The organism is Sulfitobacter aestuariivivens (genome assembly GCF_014763045.1).
Taxonomy (GTDB): Bacteria; Pseudomonadota; Alphaproteobacteria; order Rhodobacterales; family Rhodobacteraceae; genus Sulfitobacter; species Sulfitobacter aestuariivivens.
The window spans coordinates 1,109,792-1,130,798 of the sequence record NZ_JACTAG010000002.1 but is presented as its reverse complement, the minus strand read 5'-3'; the positions used below and the strand labels follow the sequence as shown (position 1 = coordinate 1,130,798).

The following is a 21,007-nucleotide window of genomic DNA, read 5'->3' as shown; positions in this document are numbered from 1 at the left end:
ATGGGATGGCAGCACCGCGTTCCTGTTTGATCCTGCATCGGCCTTTCAGCCAAGGCATGGCAAAAAACAAGCAACCGAAAATGCCAGCAACCCGCATCTGAACCATTGCTCGGCCACGCTCGTGGTCCGATTTGCGATGTTCAGGCCAATCAAGAAGGAGACCCTATGCGGTACCAGATCAGCGGCAAACAGATCGACATCGGTGACGCCCTGCAAACCCACGTCAAGGCAGAGCTGGGCGCAGCCGTTCAGAAGTACGCTGGCCGTCCTACTGACGCGACGGTGGTCTTCTCAAAGTCGGGGCATGAGTTTGTCTGCGAGGCAACAGTACACCTTTCCACCGGTCTGACCGCATCTGCCAAGGCACATGACACCGAAATTTATGCGGCATTCGATGGATGTTGCGAAAAGATGGAGAAACAGCTGCGCCGTTACAAGCGCCGTCTCAAGGACCATCACAAGGAACGTGTCGAACCGGTTGAACTCCTTGGAGCATCCTCTTATATCCTCGCCTCTGAAAGCGACTCGGACGCGCAGGAGCCAGAAACTCTTCAACCTATGATAATCGCCGAAATGCAGACCAAGATCGCTACCTTGTCTGTCGGAGAAGCGGTGATGCAGATGGAATTGGGAGGAGCCCCTGTGCTAGTGTTCCGCAAAGAGGGAAAAGAGGGATTGAACGTCGTGTACCGTCGCGAGGACGGCAACATCGGCTGGATCGATCCGGCATAACATAAAGGGCGCAACAGGCGTCCAAGGGCAGAGCAAACGTTATGGATCTTGTGAGAGTTCTCAAGCCGGAGGCGGTCAAGGTATTGACCTCAGCGTCCAGCAAAAAGCGCCTGATGCAGGATATCGGGGATTTGGTGCAAAATGCCTATAACCTCAGCGCGTCTGACGTTGTCAACGCTCTCATGACCCGCGAATCGCTGGGACCGACCGGTGTCGGTCGCGGTGTTGCTCTGCCACATGCGCGGCTGGACGGTCTGGAAGAAGTCGTCGGCGCATTCGTCCTTCTGGACAAGCCGATTGATTTCTCTTCCGTTGACCGTCAGCCCGTTGATCTGGCCTTTGCCCTGTTTGCACCGACAGATGCGGGCGTCGAACATCTCAAGGCACTGGCCCTCGTCAGCCGCACGCTGCGCAACAACAGCATCTGCAACAAGCTGCGCGCCAACCCGGTTGCAACGACGCTCTACACAATCCTGACCGAAGAACAGTCGACGCAGGCCGCCTAGGCCCAGCGACCAAAACCAAAGGTCACATAATCGCGCTGGTAGGCTTCTGCCGCCAGGTCTTCGATCCTCTCATCATAGATCTCTGCCAAGGTGATCGGCTGGTCCGGAACCGCCTCTGGCAAGGCCGGTGCGTCAGGCGCGCCAACAATCGTCGCCAATTCGGCCAGTTCAACCGCCATATCTTCCTCGCGGATCAACCGGTCCGGCAGCGCCAGATCACCAAATCCCGTCAACGCCTGTGCCTGCGTGCACCACGCGTTATCCACACGTATCGCGGTCTGCCCGGACAGATTGCCCTTCAGAAAGGTCAGAAAGGCGGCAAAGGCAGCGCGATGCGCGTCCTTGTCATAGCCCGCATCAGGCCCATCCGGGGGCAGCGGCATCTTGTAACGTCGGATCATCGTATTGCGCAGATGAACAAAGCTGCCCGCGCCCGTGTGCACAATATGGCGACAGAAGGCATCATGCGCGCGCGCCACCGGATGCCTGAGCACCGTAAAGCTGCGGTGCCCGGGATGGCGCCGCTTCCAACGGCGCAGGTCTTTCTGCGTGAGCTTGGTCCGCAAATCCTCGAGATTAACGCCATCCAGCGCCGCCATCCACGCCGTCACTTGCTCAAGCGGCCCGGATTTCAGCGGCAGATACAATAGCGCGCTTTCGGCCGCAGCCACGTAAGACGGCACATTCGGCCCGCGACGCGGCTCAAAGTTGGGCGTTCGGGTCAGATCAAACCGATCCATCCGCGCCAGCGCCGCCAGCATTTCGTCGTAATTGCTGACCTTGGCCGAGATCGGATTGGGGTTCTGCTTTTTCAGCTTCTTGTCCAACCCCTCAAGCGTCTCATCCACACCCAGATACCGCGCCAGGCCATTCATGACCTCAACGCTTTGCAGGTCTTCATAGGCCAGGTAAAATGCCACCTGTCCGGATGTTTGCAATCGGTTCAGCAAGGTCACCTGGAACTGCTGCAGGGCATCCAGATGGGCGGCAAATTCATCACTGTCAAACTGCGCCTGCGCCGCCTTGTGCGCTTTGATATCCGTTAGCTTCCACTGGCCTGTGGCCTGCGCGATCTTCCAACTGACATAGCTTTCGACCGGATTGCGCGTCAGCACGATCTTGGCACAACGCGTATCCTCGATGATCTTGTCAAAAACGCGGGGGTCGTGGTCATGGAAAAAGCGAAACCCGCTCAATACGTCCGTCGTCCCCCGGATCGCATCAAGCAGCCGCGCCGGATCCTTGTCGCGGGTATCCAGATCGACACCAAGGATCGGTTTGTTGTTCGGATATCCGATGAAATGAGGATTGAAGGCCTCACCATGACACTGGATACCCTCAAAGGCATTGAGGTTCGCTTCCAGAAAATTGCTACCGGTACGCATCTCGGCAAAAACCACGAAACTGTCAAAGGCGCGGCCCATGCTCTACCTCACCAGATAGGGTTTGCGCGCAGGCTTGGCGGTGGCTGCAATTCCGCGTTCGGCGGGGAAATCACCCATCAAGTAAGGGTGCATCCCCTGATTTTTGAGATTCTGCAGAAACTGCCCGAACCCGTTCAGATCAACCATCTGGGGCACCTCTGCCAGGCGGCGCAACTTGGTCCGACCAATCTCGTCCAGAATGCCCTGCAGGGGTTCCATCGGTGCCTCAATAAACTCCGCCATGCTCCAGATCCGCACCCGCGCTTTGCGATACGGTGACCGTAGCACATCCATGTGCTTGCTTTCGATCTGCTGTAGTCTGGCAGCCAGCCGGCGAATTTCGACAAAGTCGAGGTTCGACCGAAAGAGCGGCACAGCCCAGGCCCCGGTGATCACCGAAACCTGCGCATTAGGGTCTTTTGCCACCAACCAGTTGATATCCTGATTGTCCGCGGGCCCGAATTGAAAGCACTGCCGTTCGCCACGGGTGTTCCAGATCAGATTTGTTAAAAACGCCTTGGCACTATAGTCCCGAAGTATAGCGGAATCTGACTGCGCGCCATTCAGGGTCTTTTGACCCTCGGCATAATGCGCCCTGTCCGGGGCAAAGAGATGCCCATGCACACGCGCTTCTGTCGCCTTCGCCAACCACGGTTCAAAATTTTCGAACAATTCCGAAAACCCCTGAAACATCGAATAGGGCGCGGCAGTCACGCCATTTTCCCAATCCTCATTCGGAAAGCGGCTTTGCATATACAGGCCCGACCGCCCTCGGGTCCGCCGCTCCACCGCCTTGGCAAAGATGCGGTCAATCTTGCCGGGGTTCGGCTCTGTCCGTTTCATCGCCCCGGACGGATCGGTTAGAAATGCCTCGTAGAGGCGATCCGCGTAAGGCCAGATCTTGCGTGCGACAAAACAATCGGAACGGCGCAGCAACTGCAGGTGATCGTCATAGAAAATATGGGGCTTGCCCTGAAAATCGAACTTGCTCAATGTCAGCGACCGGCTTTCAATCTTGGACGAGTAGAGCCGCGCCAACGTCTGAAAATAGGATTCATCCGGGATCCAGACATGCCGGAAGAACCGGTCGTATTTTCGCCGCTCAGGGTCCTGCAGAATGGCTGACAGGGTGCGCCGGCTCAGGCACCACCACTGCGACCCCATATGCGGGATAACCCCGTTGGGCATTTTGCGCTGAAGCCCAAAGCGGCGCTGCACCTCAACAAATCGGTCAAAAAGATAGCGGTTCTTCTTCCAGGAAACCGGAAAACGCAGGGTAAACCGCTCCTCATCCAGACCCCCGACCGTCCAGGGCACATCGGATGTTGTCGCGCTTTCGATGAAGTCCGTTTGGGGGCGCGCTGCCAGATATGCAATCAGTTCCTCCACTGGGCGCAGCGGCAGACAGGACCCCGAAGCCAGATAAACATGCCGCACATCCGGAAAGCTTGCCAGCATCAGTTCCGATGCGGATTGCGAGGCGGCCACGATCCCCCATGTCCCCCATTCGCACCGATATCTGTTGCTGAACTTGACCTTTGGCAAATCCCCCAGCGAAGTGACGAACGTGTCATACGTGCGCCGCGGCACGCCCTTGTCCACATGGATCACAACGGGACATCCTGCCGCCGACCAGTGGCGGGCAACCTGCTCTGCGCGGGCCAGTGCCGTGTGCACCAGCATGACAATTCCGACGCCGCTCATGCCCAGTTGCCCTTGGACATCAGGCCCAGAATCTCAAGCTGCCGCCAGTTGATGTACCGCTCTGACCATTTGCACCAAAGCTGTGGATCATCCTTCAGTCGCTCTGCATAGGCCTTGTATTCAACCGACGCCGCATAATGCTGATTGCGCTCAAGCTCTTCGGCGGCCTTGGCCCCGAAGGTATCCAGGAACTTGGCATGCAACAGCACGCCCGAGGCCTTTTCACCCCCCCATTCATCGTAGACCTGGTTCAATCCGCGTGGCAGCAACATGTGGGTCGAACTGACATAGGCATATCGTTTGTCCCATTTCACCAACGGCACCTTGTTCAGCGCCGGTGCCTTTTCTGGCGTATCGGGAAAAAAGACGCGTGCACGGGGCCCACCCTGTATCCACAGGTTTGTAAATTTGTGATTGCGCGAAATTGTATAATTCCCGCTGTCGAACCACGATGCGATCTCCATCGGGTTCTGGCCCGCGCGGTAGGGCTGTTCGTCAATCCGGCCCTTGGGATACATGTCCAGCAACATCGCCGAAAACGACTTGATCGATGATGCATCCAACCAGTCCGTAAGCGCGCGCAGCGGGCGGGTATCGCAGAACGGATAGACCAGAAATTCGTCCGGATCGACTGTCAGCGTCCAATGGCCATGTGCGTACTTCATCTGCAGCCAGTTCAGCCAGTCGACCCCAAACCGCGAGCGCCGGTAACTTGCCTGGCTAGACCAGAGAGACACATCCGGCTGGTCTATCAGATAGCTGTGCGATCCATCATCGCTGTCATTGTCCACGATGAAAAAATGGCCAACGCCCATATCGCGATAGTATTCCAGGAAATAGGGCAGCCTGATCCGTTCATTCCGCTGCGTGCTGAACAGCAGAATGTCGTCATCTCGGATCTGACTGGTGCGATCTACAACGCGCTTCAGCTCTCGACGTTTTCGAAACGCACGAATGCGCCAGCGCTTCCGCTGAAGCCTCAGCCGATATGACTGAATGATGCCCAAAAACCGCCCTCACCCTCTTGGACTTCGCCGCTCGTTTTCTGCGCTATCACATCAAACTTAACACAGTCTTGAAGTGATCGTCCCAAGTGGAACCAGAGTACCGGTGTTCCTCTGGCGCGTCTGGCGGCTCATTTGCCCAACGCATTAATGTATTTTTCCACATTTTTGGGTCAGAAACATCAACGTAGACTGGGTTTTTGCCCAGAATTTCTCTGAAAACATTCAAATCGTTGCATAAAACACGCGCCCCCAGAGAAAGCGCTTCAACCGGAGGAAGACCAAAACCTTCCGCTACACTGGGAAAGAGTACACCAGAAGATTTTTCAATTAACGCGGCCAGACCGGCATCATCCAATCCGGGTAGTTCGCGGACCGCACCGTCAGGCGGCAAGGCGTCCAATCGGGCAAAAACCTCTTCGTTGTTCCAACCCCGGCTGCCACAGATCAACAACGGCGGCGCGTCCTGCCCCCAGTCGTCCCAGAGATCCAGCAGAAAGGCATGGTTCTTGCGCGGCTCAATCGTTCCCACCGTGACAAAGTATGGACCGCGCGGCGGCAACCCCACGGGCAATGCTGTAGCGTCGGCCTGCAGCGTAATTGTTCCCAAATGCGCAACAATTCCATCCGGTACGCGGCCCCAACTCTCCAGATGGCGTTCCGCACGTGATCTGGTATCGGCAGAATTATAGATGATGCGGTGCGCCCGCGCCCCGACGCGGCGAAGCTTCTTTTCAAAACGGCGCGCTGCGCCCTTTCGCTGGTACTCTGGATGCTCCAGCGGGATCACGTCGTGGATCATCACATGAATGGCCCCGCCAATACCGTCTACGGCATCCAGTACCCGATCGGTCAGGTCGCTATGGCCGACATTAAAATAATCGACTGCGCCGTCCAGATGCGCGCGCAGCATCCGCCGCAATCCACGGCGAGACACCCGCGCAATCGCCAGCTGCCGCGCATCGCTTTCTGCGCGCAAGGCAATCTCATCACGTCCCGGCGCCAACCGCGACATCAGCGAAACGCCTCCCCAAGGGACAAGACCATCCAGACGATCGCGCACCGCCTCAAGCCCTGCACGATCCAGCAGCAGATATCCAAAAGGCGTGCGCACTATTCCGAAAACAGGCTCTGTATCGGACAAAAAGCGGCCGAGATACGCGTGTTCGACCCGATCAATCCCCGTTGCAATCCTGCCCGCCCGCCGCAGACTGCGTGTCAGGTCGATCAGGCGCGCGCGCGCCATCTCAGGCGTCGTAATGGCCGGTCTGGTGCCATCTCCATGCATCGGTGATCATCTGTTTCAAACTCGATTTTTCCGGTTTCCACCCAAGTTCCTGCACAGCCCGTGTCGAGCCCGATACCAATCGGGTACAATCCCCCGCGCGCCGGTCCCCGATCTGAAATGGCACCTCTCGATTGGTCACGTCGCGGCTGTGATCAATCACCTCGCGCACTGAAAAGCCCGCCCCGGTACCAAGATTAAAGACACGGCTTTCCTTGCCATCCATCAGCCATTTCAAACCAAGAACATGTGCATCAACCAGATCACAGACATGAACGTAGTCCCGAATGCAGGTGCCATCAGGTGTATCATAATCAGTGCCAAAAATCGTCAACGCATCGCGCTTTCCGTCAATCGCGTCCAGCATCAGAGGAATAAGATGTGTCTCTGGCTGGTGGTATTCGCCCACTTCGGCCTCAGGATCTGCACCTGCGACGTTGAAATAGCGGAATATGACATGGCTTAACCCATGCGACGCTTCAAAATCCCGCAGGATATCTTCGATGGCACGCTTGGAGGCACCGTAAGCATTGATCGGCTGCTGCACCGATGTCTCATCCAGCACCACATTATCCTGATCCCCATAGGTCGCGCAGGTGGACGAAAAGACGAAATTCAGGCAATCGGCATCCACAGCAGCCTCAATCAGGTTCAATGACCCCGAAACGTTGTTGCGCCAATACTTGCCCGGCTCAGCCATGCTCTCCCCCACCTGGCTCAACGCGGCAAAGTGCATGACGGCGATTGGCTGATACTTGGCAAAGACGGCATCAAGACGTGCACGATCCAGCAGATCGCCCTCTTCGAACGGTCCGAACTTCACCGCATCCCGCCAGCCTGTCACCAGATTGTCGAACGTTACAGGCGTATATCCTGCGGCCTTCAGCGCTTTGCAGGCATGCGAGCCGATATAGCCCGCTCCGCCAGTGACCAGAACGTTGCTCATCGAATGCCTCCGAATCGGGTTTACTGTGCGGCCTTGTCGACCTGCATGATACTGTGCAGATAGCTGCTGAGATCATCCCTAAGGTCTTCACGGGCCAGACCGAATGCAACAGTCGCCTGCAAAAACCCTGATTTAGAGCCGCAATCGAACCGTTGCCCCCGGAACCGATAGCCATAAACATCATTTCCGTCTGCAATGTCGCGGGCGATCGCATCAGTCAGCTGGATCTCGCCGCCTGACCCGGATTTGATTTGGTTGAGATTACGCAAAACGGAGGGTTCCAGAATATAGCGGCCAATGACGGCAAGGTTCGATGGCGCATCTTCCGCCTTGGGTTTTTCCACCATCCCTTTGACCTTCACAAGGCTGCCCATATCGTCAGACACATCCAGCACCCCGTACGAAGACGTCTGCTCAGGCTCGACTTCCATCGCGGCAACGATATTGCCCCCGGTTTCGGCATAGGCCTCGACCATCTGCTGAAGGCAGGGCTTGTCTGCCGCGATCACGTCATCGGGCAGCATGACTGCAAAGGGTTCGTTGGCAATCAGACGTCGCGCGCACCAAACGGCATGGCCAAGGCCCAGCGCCTTGTGCTGACGGATATAGGCAATAGCGCCACTTTCCATGTTGGTGTTCTGCAAGGTCTCCAACAGCTCAGTCTTGCCCTTCTTGCGCAATTCCTGCTCAAGCTGCGGTGCGTGGTCAAAGTAGTCTTCCAACGCGCCCTTGCCCCGCGACGTGACAAAGATGAATTCCTTGATTCCGGCGGCACGCGCCTCATCGATGGCATATTGCACCAACGGGCGGTCAACGAGGGTCATGATTTCCTTTGGAACCGACTTGGTCGCAGGCAGAAACCGGGTGCCCATGCCTGCTACGGGAAAGATCGCCTTGGTTACTTTTTTACGCATCTTACTCTCGTTACCCTCTGACTGAGGTGCTTTGGTTCGCGGAACAGGTGCGTTTCGCGCCCGCCCATTATTTCGCCCGGATTTCTAAAATTCGGCTCAACATCGGGAAATATCGCTCCCTAAATCTATTCCTCGCCCAAACCACGCTGAATTGCCACCCGCGCGCGTTCTCTTTTCACTCTTTTGGCGCGTGTTGTCAGCCGTATAAGCGGATCTTTGCGATCTGATCTGCCAAACACGCCGCCCTTTTGCATCCAAAAGCCCTCATCGTCAAAACGAAGTTGATGGAAAATACCTGTAGGTGACAGATTAAGCACGGTGACAATCTCGCCGCTTTTCACCCTTTCTCTGGCCTCGGCAAGCGCAGCTGCGCCATGGATCGGTCGCGTTGCAATCAGAACGCTGGCCCTCTCTTTTGATGGAAAGCGTTTGAAGGGCGCACGTGGATGCGCGGCAAGGGCCACACGCCCAAGAACGCGTTGTCTGCCTTCCTCATACCCCGCGTCCAGTCGCCTCATCAGATGTCGCACATCCCCTGGCTCAAGTCGGCCCTGAACAAAGTGTCCCAGCACTCTGCGCCGCTGATCCGCCCTGATATCCGCCCAATGGCCCTGATGGGCAGGCTCTGGCAGGTGCTTGCGCTGGAACACCGCCCAGCTTGCACCGATATCAAAAAGATCTCGTGGGACACGCCCGCGGGTCCGCGTTGAATTTGCATCAAACCCATGATGCACCTCGGCCAAAGGGGCGATTGCCGTGGCATGGCCGGCACGCGCAAGACGCATGTTCACGTCGGTCTCATCCAGAAAGTAGTGAAACGCGGTGTCAAACCCGCCAAGGTCCAGCAGCACATCCCGGCGAAACGCCATGTTAGTGCCTTCTGTCTTCACGGCACGGCCCTCGGGCGGCGTAAGAACCGTCGCCTTTTGCGCGTCGACATTGATATGGTGGGAAAACCCTTGCGCGTCCAGGCTGCGGGCCCGCCATTGAAAGGATATGCCGTTGCGGCCCCGCACAAATCCACCCAACGCGGCCACATCGCTCTGGTTCGCAGGGGCCACCAAATAGTGCAGCCATTGGGGTTCCGGCACAGCGTCATCATCGATGAAAGCCACGATATCACCCGCAGCATGTTCCACCCCAAGATTGCGCGCGGCAGAAATGTTGGGCTCATCAAACGCCACCAACTTCAGATGGTCAGAAAACGTTAATGTCCCTGCCGCCGCAATTCCTTCAGGGTCTGCCACGACAATGACCTCAAATGGATCAAACTGAAGTTGCGAAATACCCGTAAGACAGCGTTTCAAGGCGACCGGGCGGCACCGGCTGACCACGATCACGCTGACCGTCAGGTCGGTCATTCAAGGCCCATTTGTGCCATCATAGTCTCTATTTTCGGCACATCCTCGGGATTATTCAGCTCCCAGAACGCGCGGCCGCGCGCTTCAACCTCAACACATAGCACCGCGCGCCCGTTTTCCATGAACCGTAACTGCTCCAACCCCTCAAGCTGCTCCAATGGGCCAACGTTCCAGGACGGGTACGCCGCCAGCGCATCAGGGCGGTAGGCATAGACCCCGACGTGGTGGAAAACAGGTGTCATATCTTTGTCCGCATAGGCCTTGGACGTGAACGGAACCACCTCTTTGGAAAAATACATTGCCTGATGATCCGCCGCAAAGACCGCCGTCGTGCCTCCGACCCGACCCGCCTTGCGGTCAGTCAGAAAACTATTCAGCGTCGCGCCATCGCACCGCAGAACCGGCGTGGCAATTTCAGCCTTGGGCGCGCCCTGCAAACCCTCTACCAGATCTTCGATAAACCAATGCGGCGTCAGCGGGGCGTCGCCCTGCAGGTTTATGACAATGTCAAAACTGCCACCCAGCTTCTCGTGTGCCTCGGCGCATCTTTCCGTCCCATTGGCACACTCAACCGAGGTCATGACAACTTCTGCGCCAAATGCCTCTGCCGCATCTCTGATCCTGTCGTCATCGGTGGCCACCACCACCCGGTCCACGCCGGTCACATCCTGAGCCGCCCGCCAGGACCGCTCAATCAGACTGCGCGACACGCCACCCGCACCTTTAAGTGCCGCCAATGGCTTGCCGGGATAACGCGAGGATTGATAGCGGGCGGGGATGACGATCAAACTGGACATCACGCGGCTTTCAGATCAACGCCGGGCGCGAGCGCGATGAAGAACGGATTGGCGAAATCCGCCTTGCCGTAGACCAGCGGCGTCAGATCATCAAACCGCACCACCTGCCCCCCCGCACCAGCCAGAACGGCATGACCCGCAGCGGTATCCCACTCCATCGTGCGCCCCAGCCGCGGATACAAATCCGCCTCTCCCGTCGCCACCAAACAGAACTTGAGCGACGACCCCGCAGAGGTCATGTCCTTGACCGCGTACTTGCCGATGTAATCGTCAGTCGCCTGATCCCTGTGTGATTTCGAGGCCACGACCATCAGGGCCGAATTATCCGCGTTAGAGACTGATATCTCGCGCATAGGGCCCACATCCTCTTTCTCGAACGGTCCCTGCTCTTCAACCGCTTGACCATCAGCCCGCGTGAAAAACATTCGCGATTTGGCAGGCGCATAAACAACACCACGGGTTGGCACGCCACCCTCGACCAAGGCGATGTTGACGGTAAAATCGCCGCGTCGATGAATGAACTCCTTGGTCCCATCAAGCGGATCGACAATCAAAAAGGTATCGCCCTTAGCCGAATGAGTTGCGGCCTGTTCTTCCGTGACTAGCATCACGTCCGGAAAGGCTGCGCGCAGTCCGGCGGAAATGATGGCATCCGCCGCCTCATCCGCCGCAGTCACCGGGCTGTCGTCGGATTTGGATTTCACATCAAAATCGTCGCGCTCGTAGATCTCCATGATCTTGTCGCCCGCCTGCAGCGCCAAAGTGCGCATCACTTGCATCAGTTTCGTGTAATCCATGCCTGAAAGCCCCGGTTGCGTTGATTAGTCTCTGCGGCCCCCTTATGCTGCGCGGCTAACGGAACAGCAAGAATTCCGTGCGATACAATCGCCCATCTTGAGGACAGACCATGCTTCAGCCCACGCGCAAACCGACGGGAAGTTTTGTTTCTGCCCTCGCAATGCTGGAACTGATCTACCATTCGATCGTGCGCAGCATCCGCAAACAGCACAACAACGCCTTCATGGCGATTGCGATGAACATGTTGCAGACCGTGCTCTTCGTGATGGCATTCTATATCATGTTTTCAATCCTCGGCATGCGCGGGGCGGCCCTGCGCGGGGATTTCCTGCTGTATATCATGTCGGGTATTTTTCTGTACCTGACCCACGTCAAATCGCTAAGCGCGGTTGCCGGATCAGAAGGGCCAGCCAGCCCAATGATGCAGCATGCGCCGATGACCACGATCATCGCCATCGCCTCTGCGGCGCTGGGCGCGCTCTATATTCAAGTGCTGTCGCTGGCGGTTATCCTCTTTGCCTATCACGTGGCTTTTGTACCGATTTCAATCGAACAGCCTATCGAGGCTTTCGGCATGCTGCTGCTGGCGTGGTTCACTGGTTGCGCATTGGGTCTGGTGCTCTTGGCAATCAAACCGTGGTTTCCCACTTTCGTCAGCATATTCACCCAGATCTACCAGCGCGCAAACATGATTGCATCTGGCAAAATGTTCGTGGCCAACATGATGCCCGGATATATGCTCAAGATGTTTGACTGGAACCCGCTGTTTCACTGCATCGATCAGGCGCGGGGATTTGTGTTTCTCAACTACTATCCGCGCTACAGCAACTGGGAATACGCCATGTGGGTCGGGATTATTCTGGTGATGATCGGGCTTATGGGTGAATTCTATACGCGCAAACACGCCTCCGTCAGCTGGAATGCCCGGCGGTGAAAGGCTGGCTGATTGTTTGTCTGTTGCTCTTTGCACTGCCGGCAAATGCAACGCAGGACCGTTGGCCGGCGCTTTATAACGTCAGCGGTGTGGCTGCGGATGATGTGCTCAATGTCCGTTCTGAACCAAACGCCGGCGCGCCAATCGTCGGCACCCTTGCGGCAGATACGCGCGATGTCGAACTGATCCGCCCCAATGACCGACAGACATGGGCACTTGTGAACATTGGCGAACGCAGTGGCTGGGTATCGCTTGCCTTCCTGCAGCGCCAGCCCGGCCAGTGGTACGGTGCCGCGCCTGACACACTGTGGTGCGCGGGAACTGAACCTTTCTGGTCCTTCAAAGTCGATGCCGGAAAGATCACCTATGAAAGTCAGGACACCGCGACACAAATGGGCCGTATTGATGCGACCACCCAATCCCACAACCATACTGGCCGCCACGCGATCGTGGGCATTTTCGAAAGAAGCGGTGATGGCCCCTATCTGGACAGCCTTGCCTTGCTCGCAAACGAAGTCTGCGGCGATGGCATGTCGGATCGCGAATACGGGTTCGCTCTGGATCTGATCCTTGGCAACATGAACGGCTTCGTCCTGCAATCAGGGTGCTGTTCTTTGACACGCTGATGCAGGGAAACGGAAACTTTCAAAGTTTCCGGATCGTTTTCTTTCAAAGAAAACGCCTACTCCACCACCCGCAGTGTCAGATTGATGCGTCCGCCCTTGGGCAACAACGAAGACGTCCCGCCCCTGATCCGGTCCACCCCGTGATAGGTCAGCCGCGCGTCACCACCCATCACGACCACATCCCCAGACTGCAACCAGACCGATTCAGTCTTGCCACCCCGGGTCTGATTGCCAATTCGAAACAGCCCGTCGTCGCCCAGCGATATTGACACAACCGGCCACCGGAAATCGGCCTCATCCTTGTCCTGATGCAGCCCCATTCGGGCATCGGCGCTATAGTAGTTGATCAGACAACACTCCGGTTGTTTCTCAAGCCCTGTCAGTGCATCCCAGACTGCACGGACAGAAGCCGGAATTGCAGGCCAGGGACGACCCGACGGGTGGCGATCCACGTAGCGATAGCCTGACCGATCCGAAAACCACCCATACTTTCCCGCCGACGAAAGCCGCACCGACATCGGCTTGCCGTAAGGCGTTTGCGGCTGAAACAAAGGCGCCTGCTGCACAACCTCGCGCAGTGAATCGCGAATGTTCTGTTGCGCAGCCTGATCCAGCCACCCTTTGTGAATTTCAAAGCCGCGCAGACGCAAAAGTGTCATATCTTTACCTGTCCCGCCGCAGTTGTCGAAAAATCCACACAGAATCCCGTTTTGCCCCCTCTGCAACGGTTGCGAGGGGCATATTCGGTCCTTATATACCCTCCGAACCGCCGCAGGCACATGCCTTCGGCTTCATCTCAAGCGGGGCAACGGTGCCGAAACGGGCCAGCGCTTCGTGCAATCGCCTTGAAACTCAAGAGGGATCAAAAACATGGCCAAAGTAATTGGTATCGACCTTGGAACCACCAACAGCTGCATCGCCATCATGGACGGCAGCCAGCCCCGCGTCGTAGAGAACGCAGAGGGCGCACGCACCACCCCGTCCATCGTAGCCTTCACCGACGACGAGCGTCTGGTGGGTCAGGCTGCAAAGCGGCAGGCAGTGACAAACCCCGACAACACGATCTTTGGCGTCAAACGCCTGATTGGCCGCCGCAATGACGATGCGGACCTGGCCAAGGACAAGAAAAACCTGCCCTTCAATGTGATTGATGGCGGCAACGGCGACGCCTGGGTCGAAGCCAAAGGCGAGAAATATTCGCCTTCGCAAATCTCCGCCTTTATTCTGGGCAAGATGAAAGACACCGCCGAGAAGTATCTCGGCGAGGAAGTCACGCAGGCGGTCATCACCGTCCCTGCCTACTTCAACGACGCCCAGCGTCAGGCCACCAAAGACGCGGGCAAGATCGCCGGTCTGGAAGTGCTGCGGATCATCAACGAGCCCACAGCGGCCGCGCTGGCCTACGGTCTGGACAAGGAAAACACGCAAACCATCGCGGTCTATGACCTTGGCGGCGGTACATTCGACGTGACCATCCTTGAAATCGACGACGGCCTTTTCGAAGTGAAATCCACCAACGGTGACACGTTCCTGGGTGGTGAAGATTTTGACATGCGCATCGTCAACTATCTGGCGGACGAGTTTAAGAAAGAACACGGCGTCGACCTGACCAAAGACAAAATGGCGCTCCAGCGTCTCAAGGAAGCGGCAGAGAAAGCAAAGATCGAACTGTCCTCTTCCTCCCAGACCGAGATCAACCAGCCCTTCATCTCGATGGGCAAGGACGGATCGCCGTTGCACATGGTCATGAAGCTGACCCGTGCCAAGCTGGAAAGCCTGGTAGGTGACCTGATCAAGGCCTCGATGAAGCCTTGTGCGGCTGCCCTGAAAGACGCAGGTCTTTCCGCCTCTGACATCGATGAGGTTGTGCTTGTGGGTGGTATGACCCGCATGCCGAAAGTCGTGGAAGAAGTGACCAAGTTCTTCGGCAAAGAGCCCCACAAGGGCGTGAACCCGGATGAGGTCGTGGCCCTTGGTGCCGCCATTCAGGCCGGTGTTCTGCAAGGCGACGTGAAAGACGTGGTTCTGCTGGACGTGACCCCGCTTAGCCTGGGTATCGAAACCCTTGGCGGCGTGTTCACCCGTCTGATTGATCGCAACACGACGATCCCGACGAAGAAGTCTCAGGTCTTCTCGACTGCCGAAGACAACCAGAACGCTGTGACGATCCGCGTGTTCCAGGGTGAGCGTGAGATGGCCGCCGACAACAAGATCCTCGGTGCCTTCAACCTTGAAAACATCCCGCCTGCGCCGCGCGGCATGCCGCAGATCGAAGTGACCTTTGACATCGACGCCAACGGCATCGTGTCTGTGGGTGCGCTTGATAAGGGTACCGGCAAAGAGCAGAAGATCACGATCCAGGCATCCGGTGGTCTGTCGGACGATGACATTGAAAAGATGGTCAAGGACGCCGAGGAGAATGCCGAGGCGGACAAGGAACGCCGCGAACTGATCGAGGCGAAAAACCAGGCCGAAAGCCTCATTCACTCGACCGAGAAGTCGATGGAAGAGCATGCCGATAAGGTCGATCCAACCACGGTCGAAGCCATTGAACTGGCCATCGCCGCGCTCAAGGACGAACTGGAAACCGAAGACGCCGGCAAGATCAAGGCAGGCATCCAGAACGTGACCGAAGCCGCGATGAAACTGGGCGAAGCCATCTATAAGGCCGCGCAGGAAGACGGGGACGCCGACGATGTTGCAGCAGCAGCAGATGAGGCGCCCGGCGCGAACGACGATATCGTCGATGCCGAGTTCGAAGATCTGGACGACGACAAGCGGGCGTAAGACCGCTGCGTAGGAACAGCTGACAGGGCCGGTCCGAACTGACGGGCCGGCCCTTCACGTTCCCGAATAAGGACATGAATGATGGCAAAACGTGACTATTACGAAGTCCTTGGCGTCGCCAAAGGTGCGGATGCCGATGCGATCAAGAAAGCCTACCGCGGCAAGGTGAAAGAACTCCACCCCGACCGCAACAAGGACAATCCCAATGCCGAGGCCCAGTTCAAGGAAGTCGGCGAAGCCTACGACATCCTTAAGGACGGGGAAAAGAAAGCCGCCTACGACCGATTTGGCCATGCCGCCTTTGAGGGTGGTACAGGTGGCGGGCGTCCCGGAGGCGGCTTTGGTGGCGGGCAGGGCGACTTTGGGTCGGCCTTCTCGGACGTCTTCGATGACCTCTTCGGTGATTTCATGGGCGGCCAGCGCGGGGGCAGCGGCGGACGTCGCGCTGCGCGCGGGTCTGACCTGCGGTACAACCTGCGTATCTCGCTCGAAGACGCCTTTAACGGCCTGCAAAAGTCGATCAACGTGCCCACATCGGTGCAGTGTGGGTCGTGTGACGGCTCAGGCGCTGAAGGCGGTGCCGAACCCACAACCTGTCCGACGTGCTCGGGCATGGGTAAAGTCCGCGCACAACAGGGCTTCTTCACTGTTGAACGCACGTGTCCCACCTGCGCGGGCATGGGCCAGATCGTCAAGAACCCCTGTAAAACCTGCCACGGCAATGGCCGCGTCGAAAAGGATCGCGCGCTCAGCGTGAACATCCCCGCCGGTGTTGAAACGGGCACACGCATCCGCCTCGCCGGTGAAGGCGAAGCAGGCATGCGTGGCGGGCCATCCGGTGATCTCTACATCTTTATCGAGGTTGCCGACCACGAGCTCTTCGAACGCGACGGACCCAATCTCTTTTGCCGCGTTCCCGTCGCGATGAGCAAAGCAGCCCTTGGCGGCAGTATCGAAGTGCCCACCATCGACGGTGGCCGCGGCCGCGTACAGATCCCGGCAGGCAGCCAATCAGGTCGCCAGATGCGCCTGCGCGGCAAGGGCATGCCCCCTCTGCGTGGTGGCGGGTCGGGTGACATGATCATCGAACTGGCGGTCGAGACACCGGTAAACCTCACCGGGCGTCAAAAGGAACTGCTCAAGGAGTTCGACGAACTGTCATCAGAGAACAATCCAGAAAGCAGCAGCTTCTTTTCCAGCGTCAAAAGCTTCTGGGACAGTATGAAAGGGTGATATTCACCCAATTGAAGGCGGGCATCAGGCCCGCCTTTTCTTTTAGTACTCATACCCCAGAAAACGGTTCGGCAGATCCGCATCTTCCGGCTTGCCGATGAAATCGGCCCAGACCCCACCGGGCCGCCAGATGCCATCCATTAGGTCGAAAGCCGCGTCCATCTGTCCGCCGCGTCCGTCCTTGGCAAATCGGTACATGAACGCGGATACCCGCGCGTTATAGATGCAATGCACGTGTAACAGCGCATCCCCTTCGCATGCCAGCGCCGCGCAAAAGGAGTCATAATTGGCTTGTGTCGGGGCCTCGAAATCCACAGGGATGTAGACGTATTTCACACCCAAAGCGTCCAGCGTCCCCGCCTCATTCTCAAGCGCCCCTTTGTTCGTATGGGGCCCCAGATTGATGACAACACGCACGCCGTCCTCCTGTAGCGCAGCAAGCTGCGATTCGGTCGGTTGCCCGGAAAGCGTGATCTGATCATTCCAGCGCCGCCAATTCAGAATATCGGGTCGTTCCGTCATCGAAGCCTCATTTTGCCCATCACCACACGCAGCTTAACCATTTCCTAACTGTGAGCACGCCAATTTGGTGACATGACGCACTTTTCCGAACAACCGCTCCCCTTTTTGCTGGACGAGGCACCCGCAGCCAACCCAGTTGGGGGCAGGCAACCCTCCTATATTGTGGACCATCGGCAAAGGCTGCGCGCCCGCTTCATGGCCGGGGGCGCCTCAGCAATGCCTGACTACGAATTGCTGGAACTGGTGCTGTTTCGTGCAATCCCCCGGCGCGATGTCAAACCCTTGGCCCGAAAGCTGATGGATCGCTTTGGCGACTTCAACCGCGTCATCGCCGCGCCAGAGCCACGATTGCGCGACATCAAGGGCGTAGGCGACGCGGTTGTGATTGAGTTCAAGGTGGTCGAAGCCGCAGCCCAGCGCATGGCCCGCGCCAAGGTCTTGCGCCAACATGTGGTCTCGAGCTGGGACGCGCTGGTGGACTATTGCCACACCTCCATGGCCCATCGCGAGACAGAGCAGTTTCGCGTGCTTTATCTGGATCGCAAGAATGTCGTGATCGCGGACGAGGAACAGGGAAAGGGCACTGTCGATCACGTGCCGGTCTATCCGCGCGAAGTTGCCAAACGCGCGCTTGAACTCAATGCCTCTGCGCTGATCCTTGTGCACAACCATCCATCAGGTGATCCGACGCCCTCACAATCGGACATCGCCATGACCGATCAGATCGCCGCGGCCTGTGACGCGCTTGGCCTGTCGCTGCACGATCACCTGATCATCGGCAAATCTCGAGAACTCAGCTTTCGGGCCGAAGGATACCTCTGACACCGACCCAATACCGACGTGATACCGACGTGATACCGACGGTACTTTCTAGCGCACCCAGACCTCAACCCGCCGGTTCGCCTGCCGTCCCCAGGCGCTGTCATCGCAGGCCATCGGCATCGCCTCGCCAAAGGCATCCACACCCAGATCAATGCGTTCCAGATTGGCTGTGACCGCCGCCGCACTCACGGCTCGCAAGACCGCCTCTGCCCGCCGCAGGGCGATATCGCGGTTGGCCTTGGCCGCACCGTTTCCGTCACTAAATCCTACGAACAACATTTTGCGAGCGTCGTACTGCCCCTGCTCCAGCGCCCGCGCCAATTGCTGCACATTCGAGCGGGATTGCGCATCCAGTCGGATTGATCCCGCCTCGAATCGGAAGGATGTCGTCAATCGCGCCATCGGGGTCAACGTTGCCGCCATGCGCTGGATTTCCTGCAGGGTCGTCTCGGGCCCCGCAACCGTAATCGCATTCGCAAACCGATTGCCTTGCGCGTCAATCCCGATCTCCTCCGGCGTCTGATCCACAAAGCCCGCCCGCCGGATTACATTCTGCGCTCCAGCCCCACGGGTGTAGGCCAAAAATTCGCGCGCGATCAGGGGTAACCGACGGGCGGGAAAGTATAAAAACATCGGCGCGGTCAGCGGATAATCCTCAGTTTTGATCGTGCGTCGCGCGGCGTCCAATGAAAATCCGCAGGTCCCGGTCAGTGTCAGCACTTGCGTGTTGCGACGCTCCGCAAAGCTGCTGATGCCCAGCGCGAAAGTATCCTTGGCAACGGCATCTGCCAGATCACCGGGCAAGGCGTGCCGGGTGATGCCGTCCCGCAAACTTAACTTGGCGGGCGTCATAACTTGATCTTCAATGGCCTGGCTCAATCCGCTGGAGCCGATTGGCAAATGCAGATCAATCGGCGCGTCCGGACCGCCAAGATCCTGCCAGTTGGTGATGTCACCGGCAAAGACCTGTGCCAGCTTCAGCGGCGATATCCCCTTGATAGGGTTACTTGGTGAGACCACAGGCACCACAGCGTCCAGCGCCAGCACGCGGCTGCGGTTGTTGCCAGTCAGATCACCCATTCCTGCTTCGCGTGCGTTGATCCGTTCCTCGGCCCGTATCTCACGCAGGGCCATGACGATATCGGCCTCATCCGCCAGAAGATCGGCAAAGCCTTCGTCGGTATTTGTCGCGCGAAATCCGAACCGAGCAGCAAGCTTACCGGTTTCAGTGCGCGTCAGCAGTAGATCAAATCGTGTCGGATCCAATGCCTCGCGTGACACCGTGTAGCCATTGCGCCTCGCAAAGGCGTCGACCAGCGCTGGCATCAGCACAGCACCCATCGTAGCAGAGCCGGACATCTGAACTTCTGCCACAAAATCCTGCAAATTGGGGCACCCCGGCCCCTCACACAGCACGCCCGAACCGTCGACTGTCAACTCGCCGTACTCTGTCTCTACCCGATAGAATTCACCGTCGAACCCCAGAAGGGTACCCGACAATTCAACCTTCCCATCCCGCGAGGACAAGGTGACATCCTGCGCAGCGGCGAAGGGCACCGCAAAAAGAAAAAGTGCGACGAAAGCCGCCGCACGTTTCAGTACCGACATTTGAAACCAAGCGTTATTCTACCTGGCCGCGACTTTCAGGTCTTCGAGAAGATTATTCAACACCAGAAAGTCACCTACGCTATCGCATTCTGGTACAGGCAGGGAGAGATTGCGTGTTTTGACGTCGTTTCCGTTGGCAATTTCGATTGTTTGCGCTTCAAGCTCCAAACCGCAGTTCACGCTGGAGACCTCGGTTTCGACGCTCAACGCAACTGTTCCTGCACGGCCAGACGCAGCCTTGGGGAACGTATAAGCTTCAGCAACGAGTGCCTCCGGTGCGGCGCTGTCGCCGTGGCGCGTGATGATACCGTTGGATCCTGTGACAGCGTCAGCCATCTCGCCGGGTGCGCCTTCCCAGATGTGGCCATTGCCACCATAGTCGGCGCCGAATTCAAGTGCATGGATCTGGAATCCGGTGTCGCCTTTCCATTGCAGCACGACGCGGTCAAAATCCACGAGGTCCTCGACAGTCGTCTGTGCAACCGCACCTTCCCCGTTCGAAAACGCCAGAATGAATACCGCTTCTTTCGTCAGTGCAGGTACCGCAATGTCGAGCGTACCGATTTTTGAGGTGACTTCAGTAAAGATCATGCCGTTGTGATGCACGGTTACCCGTTCTTCGGGCAAGCAGGACGCATCAAGTGTCAGATTGACCATCGCGGCGGCCATCGGACGCGCATTTGCCGTAATCTCACAAGTCGGGGCGATTGGCGTGTCCGGCGCAGGCGGGGTCGGCAACGGATTTGGAGCTGAGGCCTTGATGACCTGTGCGTCGCTGGATGGGCTTGGCGCTGTGGTGTCGAATTCGGCCGAGGTAAGAAAGATTTCGTGCATCTCCAGCAGCGATCCTGACGACTTGACCGTGCCGGAAGCCTGTGCCGCAGCCGTCGACGTGGTTCCGTATCGTTTTTCCGCAGCTTCTGAGCTTTGCATGAAAAAGCCGATGGCCAGCGCACAGGCAACTGTGCCCGCCGCTGTCAGGATTTCTCGTTTCTGTGCCATAT

The 21,007-nt window shown here is 57.7% G+C and carries 20 protein-coding genes; 7 read left to right on the top strand and 13 right to left on the bottom strand.

What is annotated here, in order from left to right; translation table 11 throughout:
- The first annotated feature begins 165 nt into the window (after positions 1-165).
- Together hpf and H9Q16_RS15290 are read left to right on the top strand one after the other, a co-directional pair.
- Complete coding sequence (hpf, locus tag H9Q16_RS15295; protein ID WP_191076285.1) at positions 166-732, top strand: ribosome hibernation-promoting factor, HPF/YfiA family; 567 nt, start codon at positions 166-168, stop codon at positions 730-732.
- A gap of 41 nt (positions 733-773) precedes the next feature.
- Positions 774-1,238 carry a PTS sugar transporter subunit IIA gene (locus tag H9Q16_RS15290; protein WP_191076284.1) on the top strand — a complete coding sequence of 155 codons (465 nt, stop codon included), beginning with the start codon at positions 774-776 and terminating at the stop codon, positions 1,236-1,238.
- Here the strand turns inward: H9Q16_RS15290 and H9Q16_RS15285 are convergent.
- The 9 genes from H9Q16_RS15285 to cysQ form a co-directional block, all read right to left on the bottom strand.
- Positions 1,235-2,662: a nodulation protein NodH gene (locus tag H9Q16_RS15285; RefSeq protein WP_191076283.1), complete on the bottom strand. Its 1,428-nt coding sequence runs from the start codon at positions 2,660-2,662 to the stop codon at positions 1,235-1,237. The genes H9Q16_RS15290 and H9Q16_RS15285 overlap by 4 nt on opposite strands.
- Before the next feature lie 3 nt (positions 2,663-2,665).
- Positions 2,666-4,366: a beta-1,6-N-acetylglucosaminyltransferase gene (locus H9Q16_RS15280; protein WP_246455767.1), complete on the bottom strand. Its 1,701-nt coding sequence runs from the start codon at positions 4,364-4,366 to the stop codon at positions 2,666-2,668.
- The gene (locus H9Q16_RS15275; protein WP_191076282.1) at positions 4,363-5,373 is read right to left on the bottom strand and encodes a glycosyltransferase family 2 protein; all 1,011 of its coding nucleotides are present in this window, start codon (positions 5,371-5,373) and stop codon (positions 4,363-4,365) included. Before H9Q16_RS15275 ends, H9Q16_RS15280 begins: the two co-directional genes overlap by 4 nt.
- Before the next feature lie 46 nt (positions 5,374-5,419).
- Complete coding sequence (locus tag H9Q16_RS15270) at positions 5,420-6,658, bottom strand: glycosyltransferase family 4 protein (RefSeq protein WP_246455766.1); 1,239 nt, start codon at positions 6,656-6,658, stop codon at positions 5,420-5,422.
- Positions 6,618-7,601 carry a UDP-glucose 4-epimerase GalE gene (galE, locus tag H9Q16_RS15265; RefSeq protein WP_191076281.1) on the bottom strand — a complete coding sequence of 328 codons (984 nt, stop codon included), beginning with the start codon at positions 7,599-7,601 and terminating at the stop codon, positions 6,618-6,620. The genes H9Q16_RS15270 and galE overlap by 41 nt, the downstream gene beginning before the upstream one ends.
- Positions 7,602-7,621: 20 nt before the next feature.
- Positions 7,622-8,515: a UTP--glucose-1-phosphate uridylyltransferase GalU gene (gene galU, locus H9Q16_RS15260; protein WP_191076280.1), complete on the bottom strand. Its 894-nt coding sequence runs from the start codon at positions 8,513-8,515 to the stop codon at positions 7,622-7,624.
- A 125-nt stretch (positions 8,516-8,640) separates the two neighbouring features.
- Positions 8,641-9,876, bottom strand: a complete 1,236-nt coding sequence (locus tag H9Q16_RS15255; RefSeq protein ID WP_191076279.1) for a glycosyltransferase family 2 protein — start codon at positions 9,874-9,876, stop codon at positions 8,641-8,643.
- A complete protein-coding gene (locus H9Q16_RS15250) occupies positions 9,873-10,673 on the bottom strand; it encodes a 3-deoxy-manno-octulosonate cytidylyltransferase (protein ID WP_191076278.1) in 801 nt (266 codons plus the stop codon). The genes H9Q16_RS15255 and H9Q16_RS15250 overlap by 4 nt, the downstream gene beginning before the upstream one ends.
- Complete coding sequence (cysQ, locus tag H9Q16_RS15245; protein ID WP_191076277.1) at positions 10,673-11,470, bottom strand: 3'(2'),5'-bisphosphate nucleotidase CysQ; 798 nt, start codon at positions 11,468-11,470, stop codon at positions 10,673-10,675. The genes H9Q16_RS15250 and cysQ overlap by 1 nt, the downstream gene beginning before the upstream one ends.
- A gap of 110 nt (positions 11,471-11,580) precedes the next feature.
- Here cysQ and H9Q16_RS15240 point away from each other — a divergent pair, with 110 nt between their 5' ends.
- Together H9Q16_RS15240 and H9Q16_RS15235 are read left to right on the top strand one after the other, a co-directional pair.
- Positions 11,581-12,405 carry an ABC transporter permease gene (locus tag H9Q16_RS15240; RefSeq protein WP_191076276.1) on the top strand — a complete coding sequence of 275 codons (825 nt, stop codon included), beginning with the start codon at positions 11,581-11,583 and terminating at the stop codon, positions 12,403-12,405.
- Positions 12,402-13,031, top strand: coding sequence for an SH3 domain-containing protein (locus tag H9Q16_RS15235; protein ID WP_191076275.1), 630 nt, complete (start codon positions 12,402-12,404; stop codon positions 13,029-13,031). The genes H9Q16_RS15240 and H9Q16_RS15235 overlap by 4 nt, the downstream gene beginning before the upstream one ends.
- A 56-nt stretch (positions 13,032-13,087) precedes the next feature.
- Here H9Q16_RS15235 and H9Q16_RS15230 read toward each other — a convergent pair whose 3' ends face one another.
- Positions 13,088-13,690, bottom strand: a complete 603-nt coding sequence (locus tag H9Q16_RS15230; RefSeq protein WP_191076274.1) for an alpha-ketoglutarate-dependent dioxygenase AlkB family protein — start codon at positions 13,688-13,690, stop codon at positions 13,088-13,090.
- Positions 13,691-13,901: 211 nt separating this feature from the next.
- On the opposite strand from H9Q16_RS15230, the gene dnaK reads away from it, so the two are divergent.
- A complete protein-coding gene (dnaK, locus tag H9Q16_RS15225) occupies positions 13,902-15,818 on the top strand; it encodes a molecular chaperone DnaK (RefSeq protein ID WP_191076273.1) in 1,917 nt (638 codons plus the stop codon).
- An 81-nt stretch (positions 15,819-15,899) separates the two neighbouring features.
- Complete coding sequence (dnaJ, locus tag H9Q16_RS15220; protein ID WP_191076272.1) at positions 15,900-17,051, top strand: molecular chaperone DnaJ; 1,152 nt, start codon at positions 15,900-15,902, stop codon at positions 17,049-17,051.
- A gap of 42 nt (positions 17,052-17,093) precedes the next feature.
- Here the strand turns inward: dnaJ and H9Q16_RS15215 are convergent, their stop codons facing one another.
- Complete coding sequence (locus H9Q16_RS15215; RefSeq protein WP_191076271.1) at positions 17,094-17,573, bottom strand: protein tyrosine phosphatase family protein; 480 nt, start codon at positions 17,571-17,573, stop codon at positions 17,094-17,096.
- Positions 17,574-17,645: 72 nt separating this feature from the next.
- Between H9Q16_RS15215 and radC the strand changes: the two genes are divergently transcribed.
- A complete protein-coding gene (radC, locus tag H9Q16_RS15210) occupies positions 17,646-18,395 on the top strand; it encodes a RadC family protein (RefSeq protein ID WP_191076270.1) in 750 nt (249 codons plus the stop codon).
- A 48-nt stretch (positions 18,396-18,443) separates the two neighbouring features.
- Here radC and H9Q16_RS15205 read toward each other — a convergent pair whose 3' ends face one another.
- Both H9Q16_RS15205 and H9Q16_RS15200 read right to left on the bottom strand, forming a co-directional pair.
- Complete coding sequence (locus H9Q16_RS15205) at positions 18,444-20,003, bottom strand: phosphate ABC transporter substrate-binding/OmpA family protein (RefSeq protein ID WP_191076269.1); 1,560 nt, start codon at positions 20,001-20,003, stop codon at positions 18,444-18,446.
- Positions 20,004-20,021: 18 nt separating this feature from the next.
- On the bottom strand, positions 20,022-21,005 hold the full coding sequence (locus tag H9Q16_RS15200; RefSeq protein WP_191076268.1) for a hypothetical protein: 984 nt from the start codon (positions 21,003-21,005) through the stop codon (positions 20,022-20,024).
- Positions 21,006-21,007 lie beyond the last annotated feature (2 nt).

Excerpts from the sequence above, each read along its gene's own strand:
- hpf (WP_191076285.1), top strand. The coding sequence starts at position 166 with ATGCGGTACCAGATCAGCGGCAAACAGATCGACATCGGTGACGCCCTG.
- H9Q16_RS15290 (WP_191076284.1), top strand. The coding sequence starts at position 774 with ATGGATCTTGTGAGAGTTCTCAAGCCGGAGGCGGTCAAGGTATTGACC.
- H9Q16_RS15285 (WP_191076283.1), bottom strand. The coding sequence starts at position 2,662 with ATGGGCCGCGCCTTTGACAGTTTCGTGGTTTTTGCCGAGATGCGTACC.
- H9Q16_RS15280 (WP_246455767.1), bottom strand. The coding sequence starts at position 4,366 with ATGAGCGGCGTCGGAATTGTCATGCTGGTGCACACGGCACTGGCCCGC.
- H9Q16_RS15270 (WP_246455766.1), bottom strand. The coding sequence starts at position 6,658 with ATGCATGGAGATGGCACCAGACCGGCCATTACGACGCCTGAGATGGCG.
- galE (WP_191076281.1), bottom strand. The coding sequence starts at position 7,601 with ATGAGCAACGTTCTGGTCACTGGCGGAGCGGGCTATATCGGCTCGCAT.
- galU (WP_191076280.1), bottom strand. The coding sequence starts at position 8,515 with ATGCGTAAAAAAGTAACCAAGGCGATCTTTCCCGTAGCAGGCATGGGC.
- H9Q16_RS15255 (WP_191076279.1), bottom strand. The coding sequence starts at position 9,876 with ATGACCGACCTGACGGTCAGCGTGATCGTGGTCAGCCGGTGCCGCCCG.
- H9Q16_RS15250 (WP_191076278.1), bottom strand. The coding sequence starts at position 10,673 with ATGTCCAGTTTGATCGTCATCCCCGCCCGCTATCAATCCTCGCGTTAT.
- cysQ (WP_191076277.1), bottom strand. The coding sequence starts at position 11,470 with ATGGATTACACGAAACTGATGCAAGTGATGCGCACTTTGGCGCTGCAG.
- H9Q16_RS15240 (WP_191076276.1), top strand. The coding sequence starts at position 11,581 with ATGCTTCAGCCCACGCGCAAACCGACGGGAAGTTTTGTTTCTGCCCTC.
- H9Q16_RS15230 (WP_191076274.1), bottom strand. The coding sequence starts at position 13,690 with ATGACACTTTTGCGTCTGCGCGGCTTTGAAATTCACAAAGGGTGGCTG.
- dnaK (WP_191076273.1), top strand. The coding sequence starts at position 13,902 with ATGGCCAAAGTAATTGGTATCGACCTTGGAACCACCAACAGCTGCATC.
- dnaJ (WP_191076272.1), top strand. The coding sequence starts at position 15,900 with ATGGCAAAACGTGACTATTACGAAGTCCTTGGCGTCGCCAAAGGTGCG.
- H9Q16_RS15215 (WP_191076271.1), bottom strand. The coding sequence starts at position 17,573 with ATGACGGAACGACCCGATATTCTGAATTGGCGGCGCTGGAATGATCAG.
- radC (WP_191076270.1), top strand. The coding sequence starts at position 17,646 with ATGACGCACTTTTCCGAACAACCGCTCCCCTTTTTGCTGGACGAGGCA.
- H9Q16_RS15205 (WP_191076269.1), bottom strand. The coding sequence starts at position 20,003 with ATGTCGGTACTGAAACGTGCGGCGGCTTTCGTCGCACTTTTTCTTTTT.
- H9Q16_RS15200 (WP_191076268.1), bottom strand. The coding sequence starts at position 21,005 with ATGGCACAGAAACGAGAAATCCTGACAGCGGCGGGCACAGTTGCCTGT.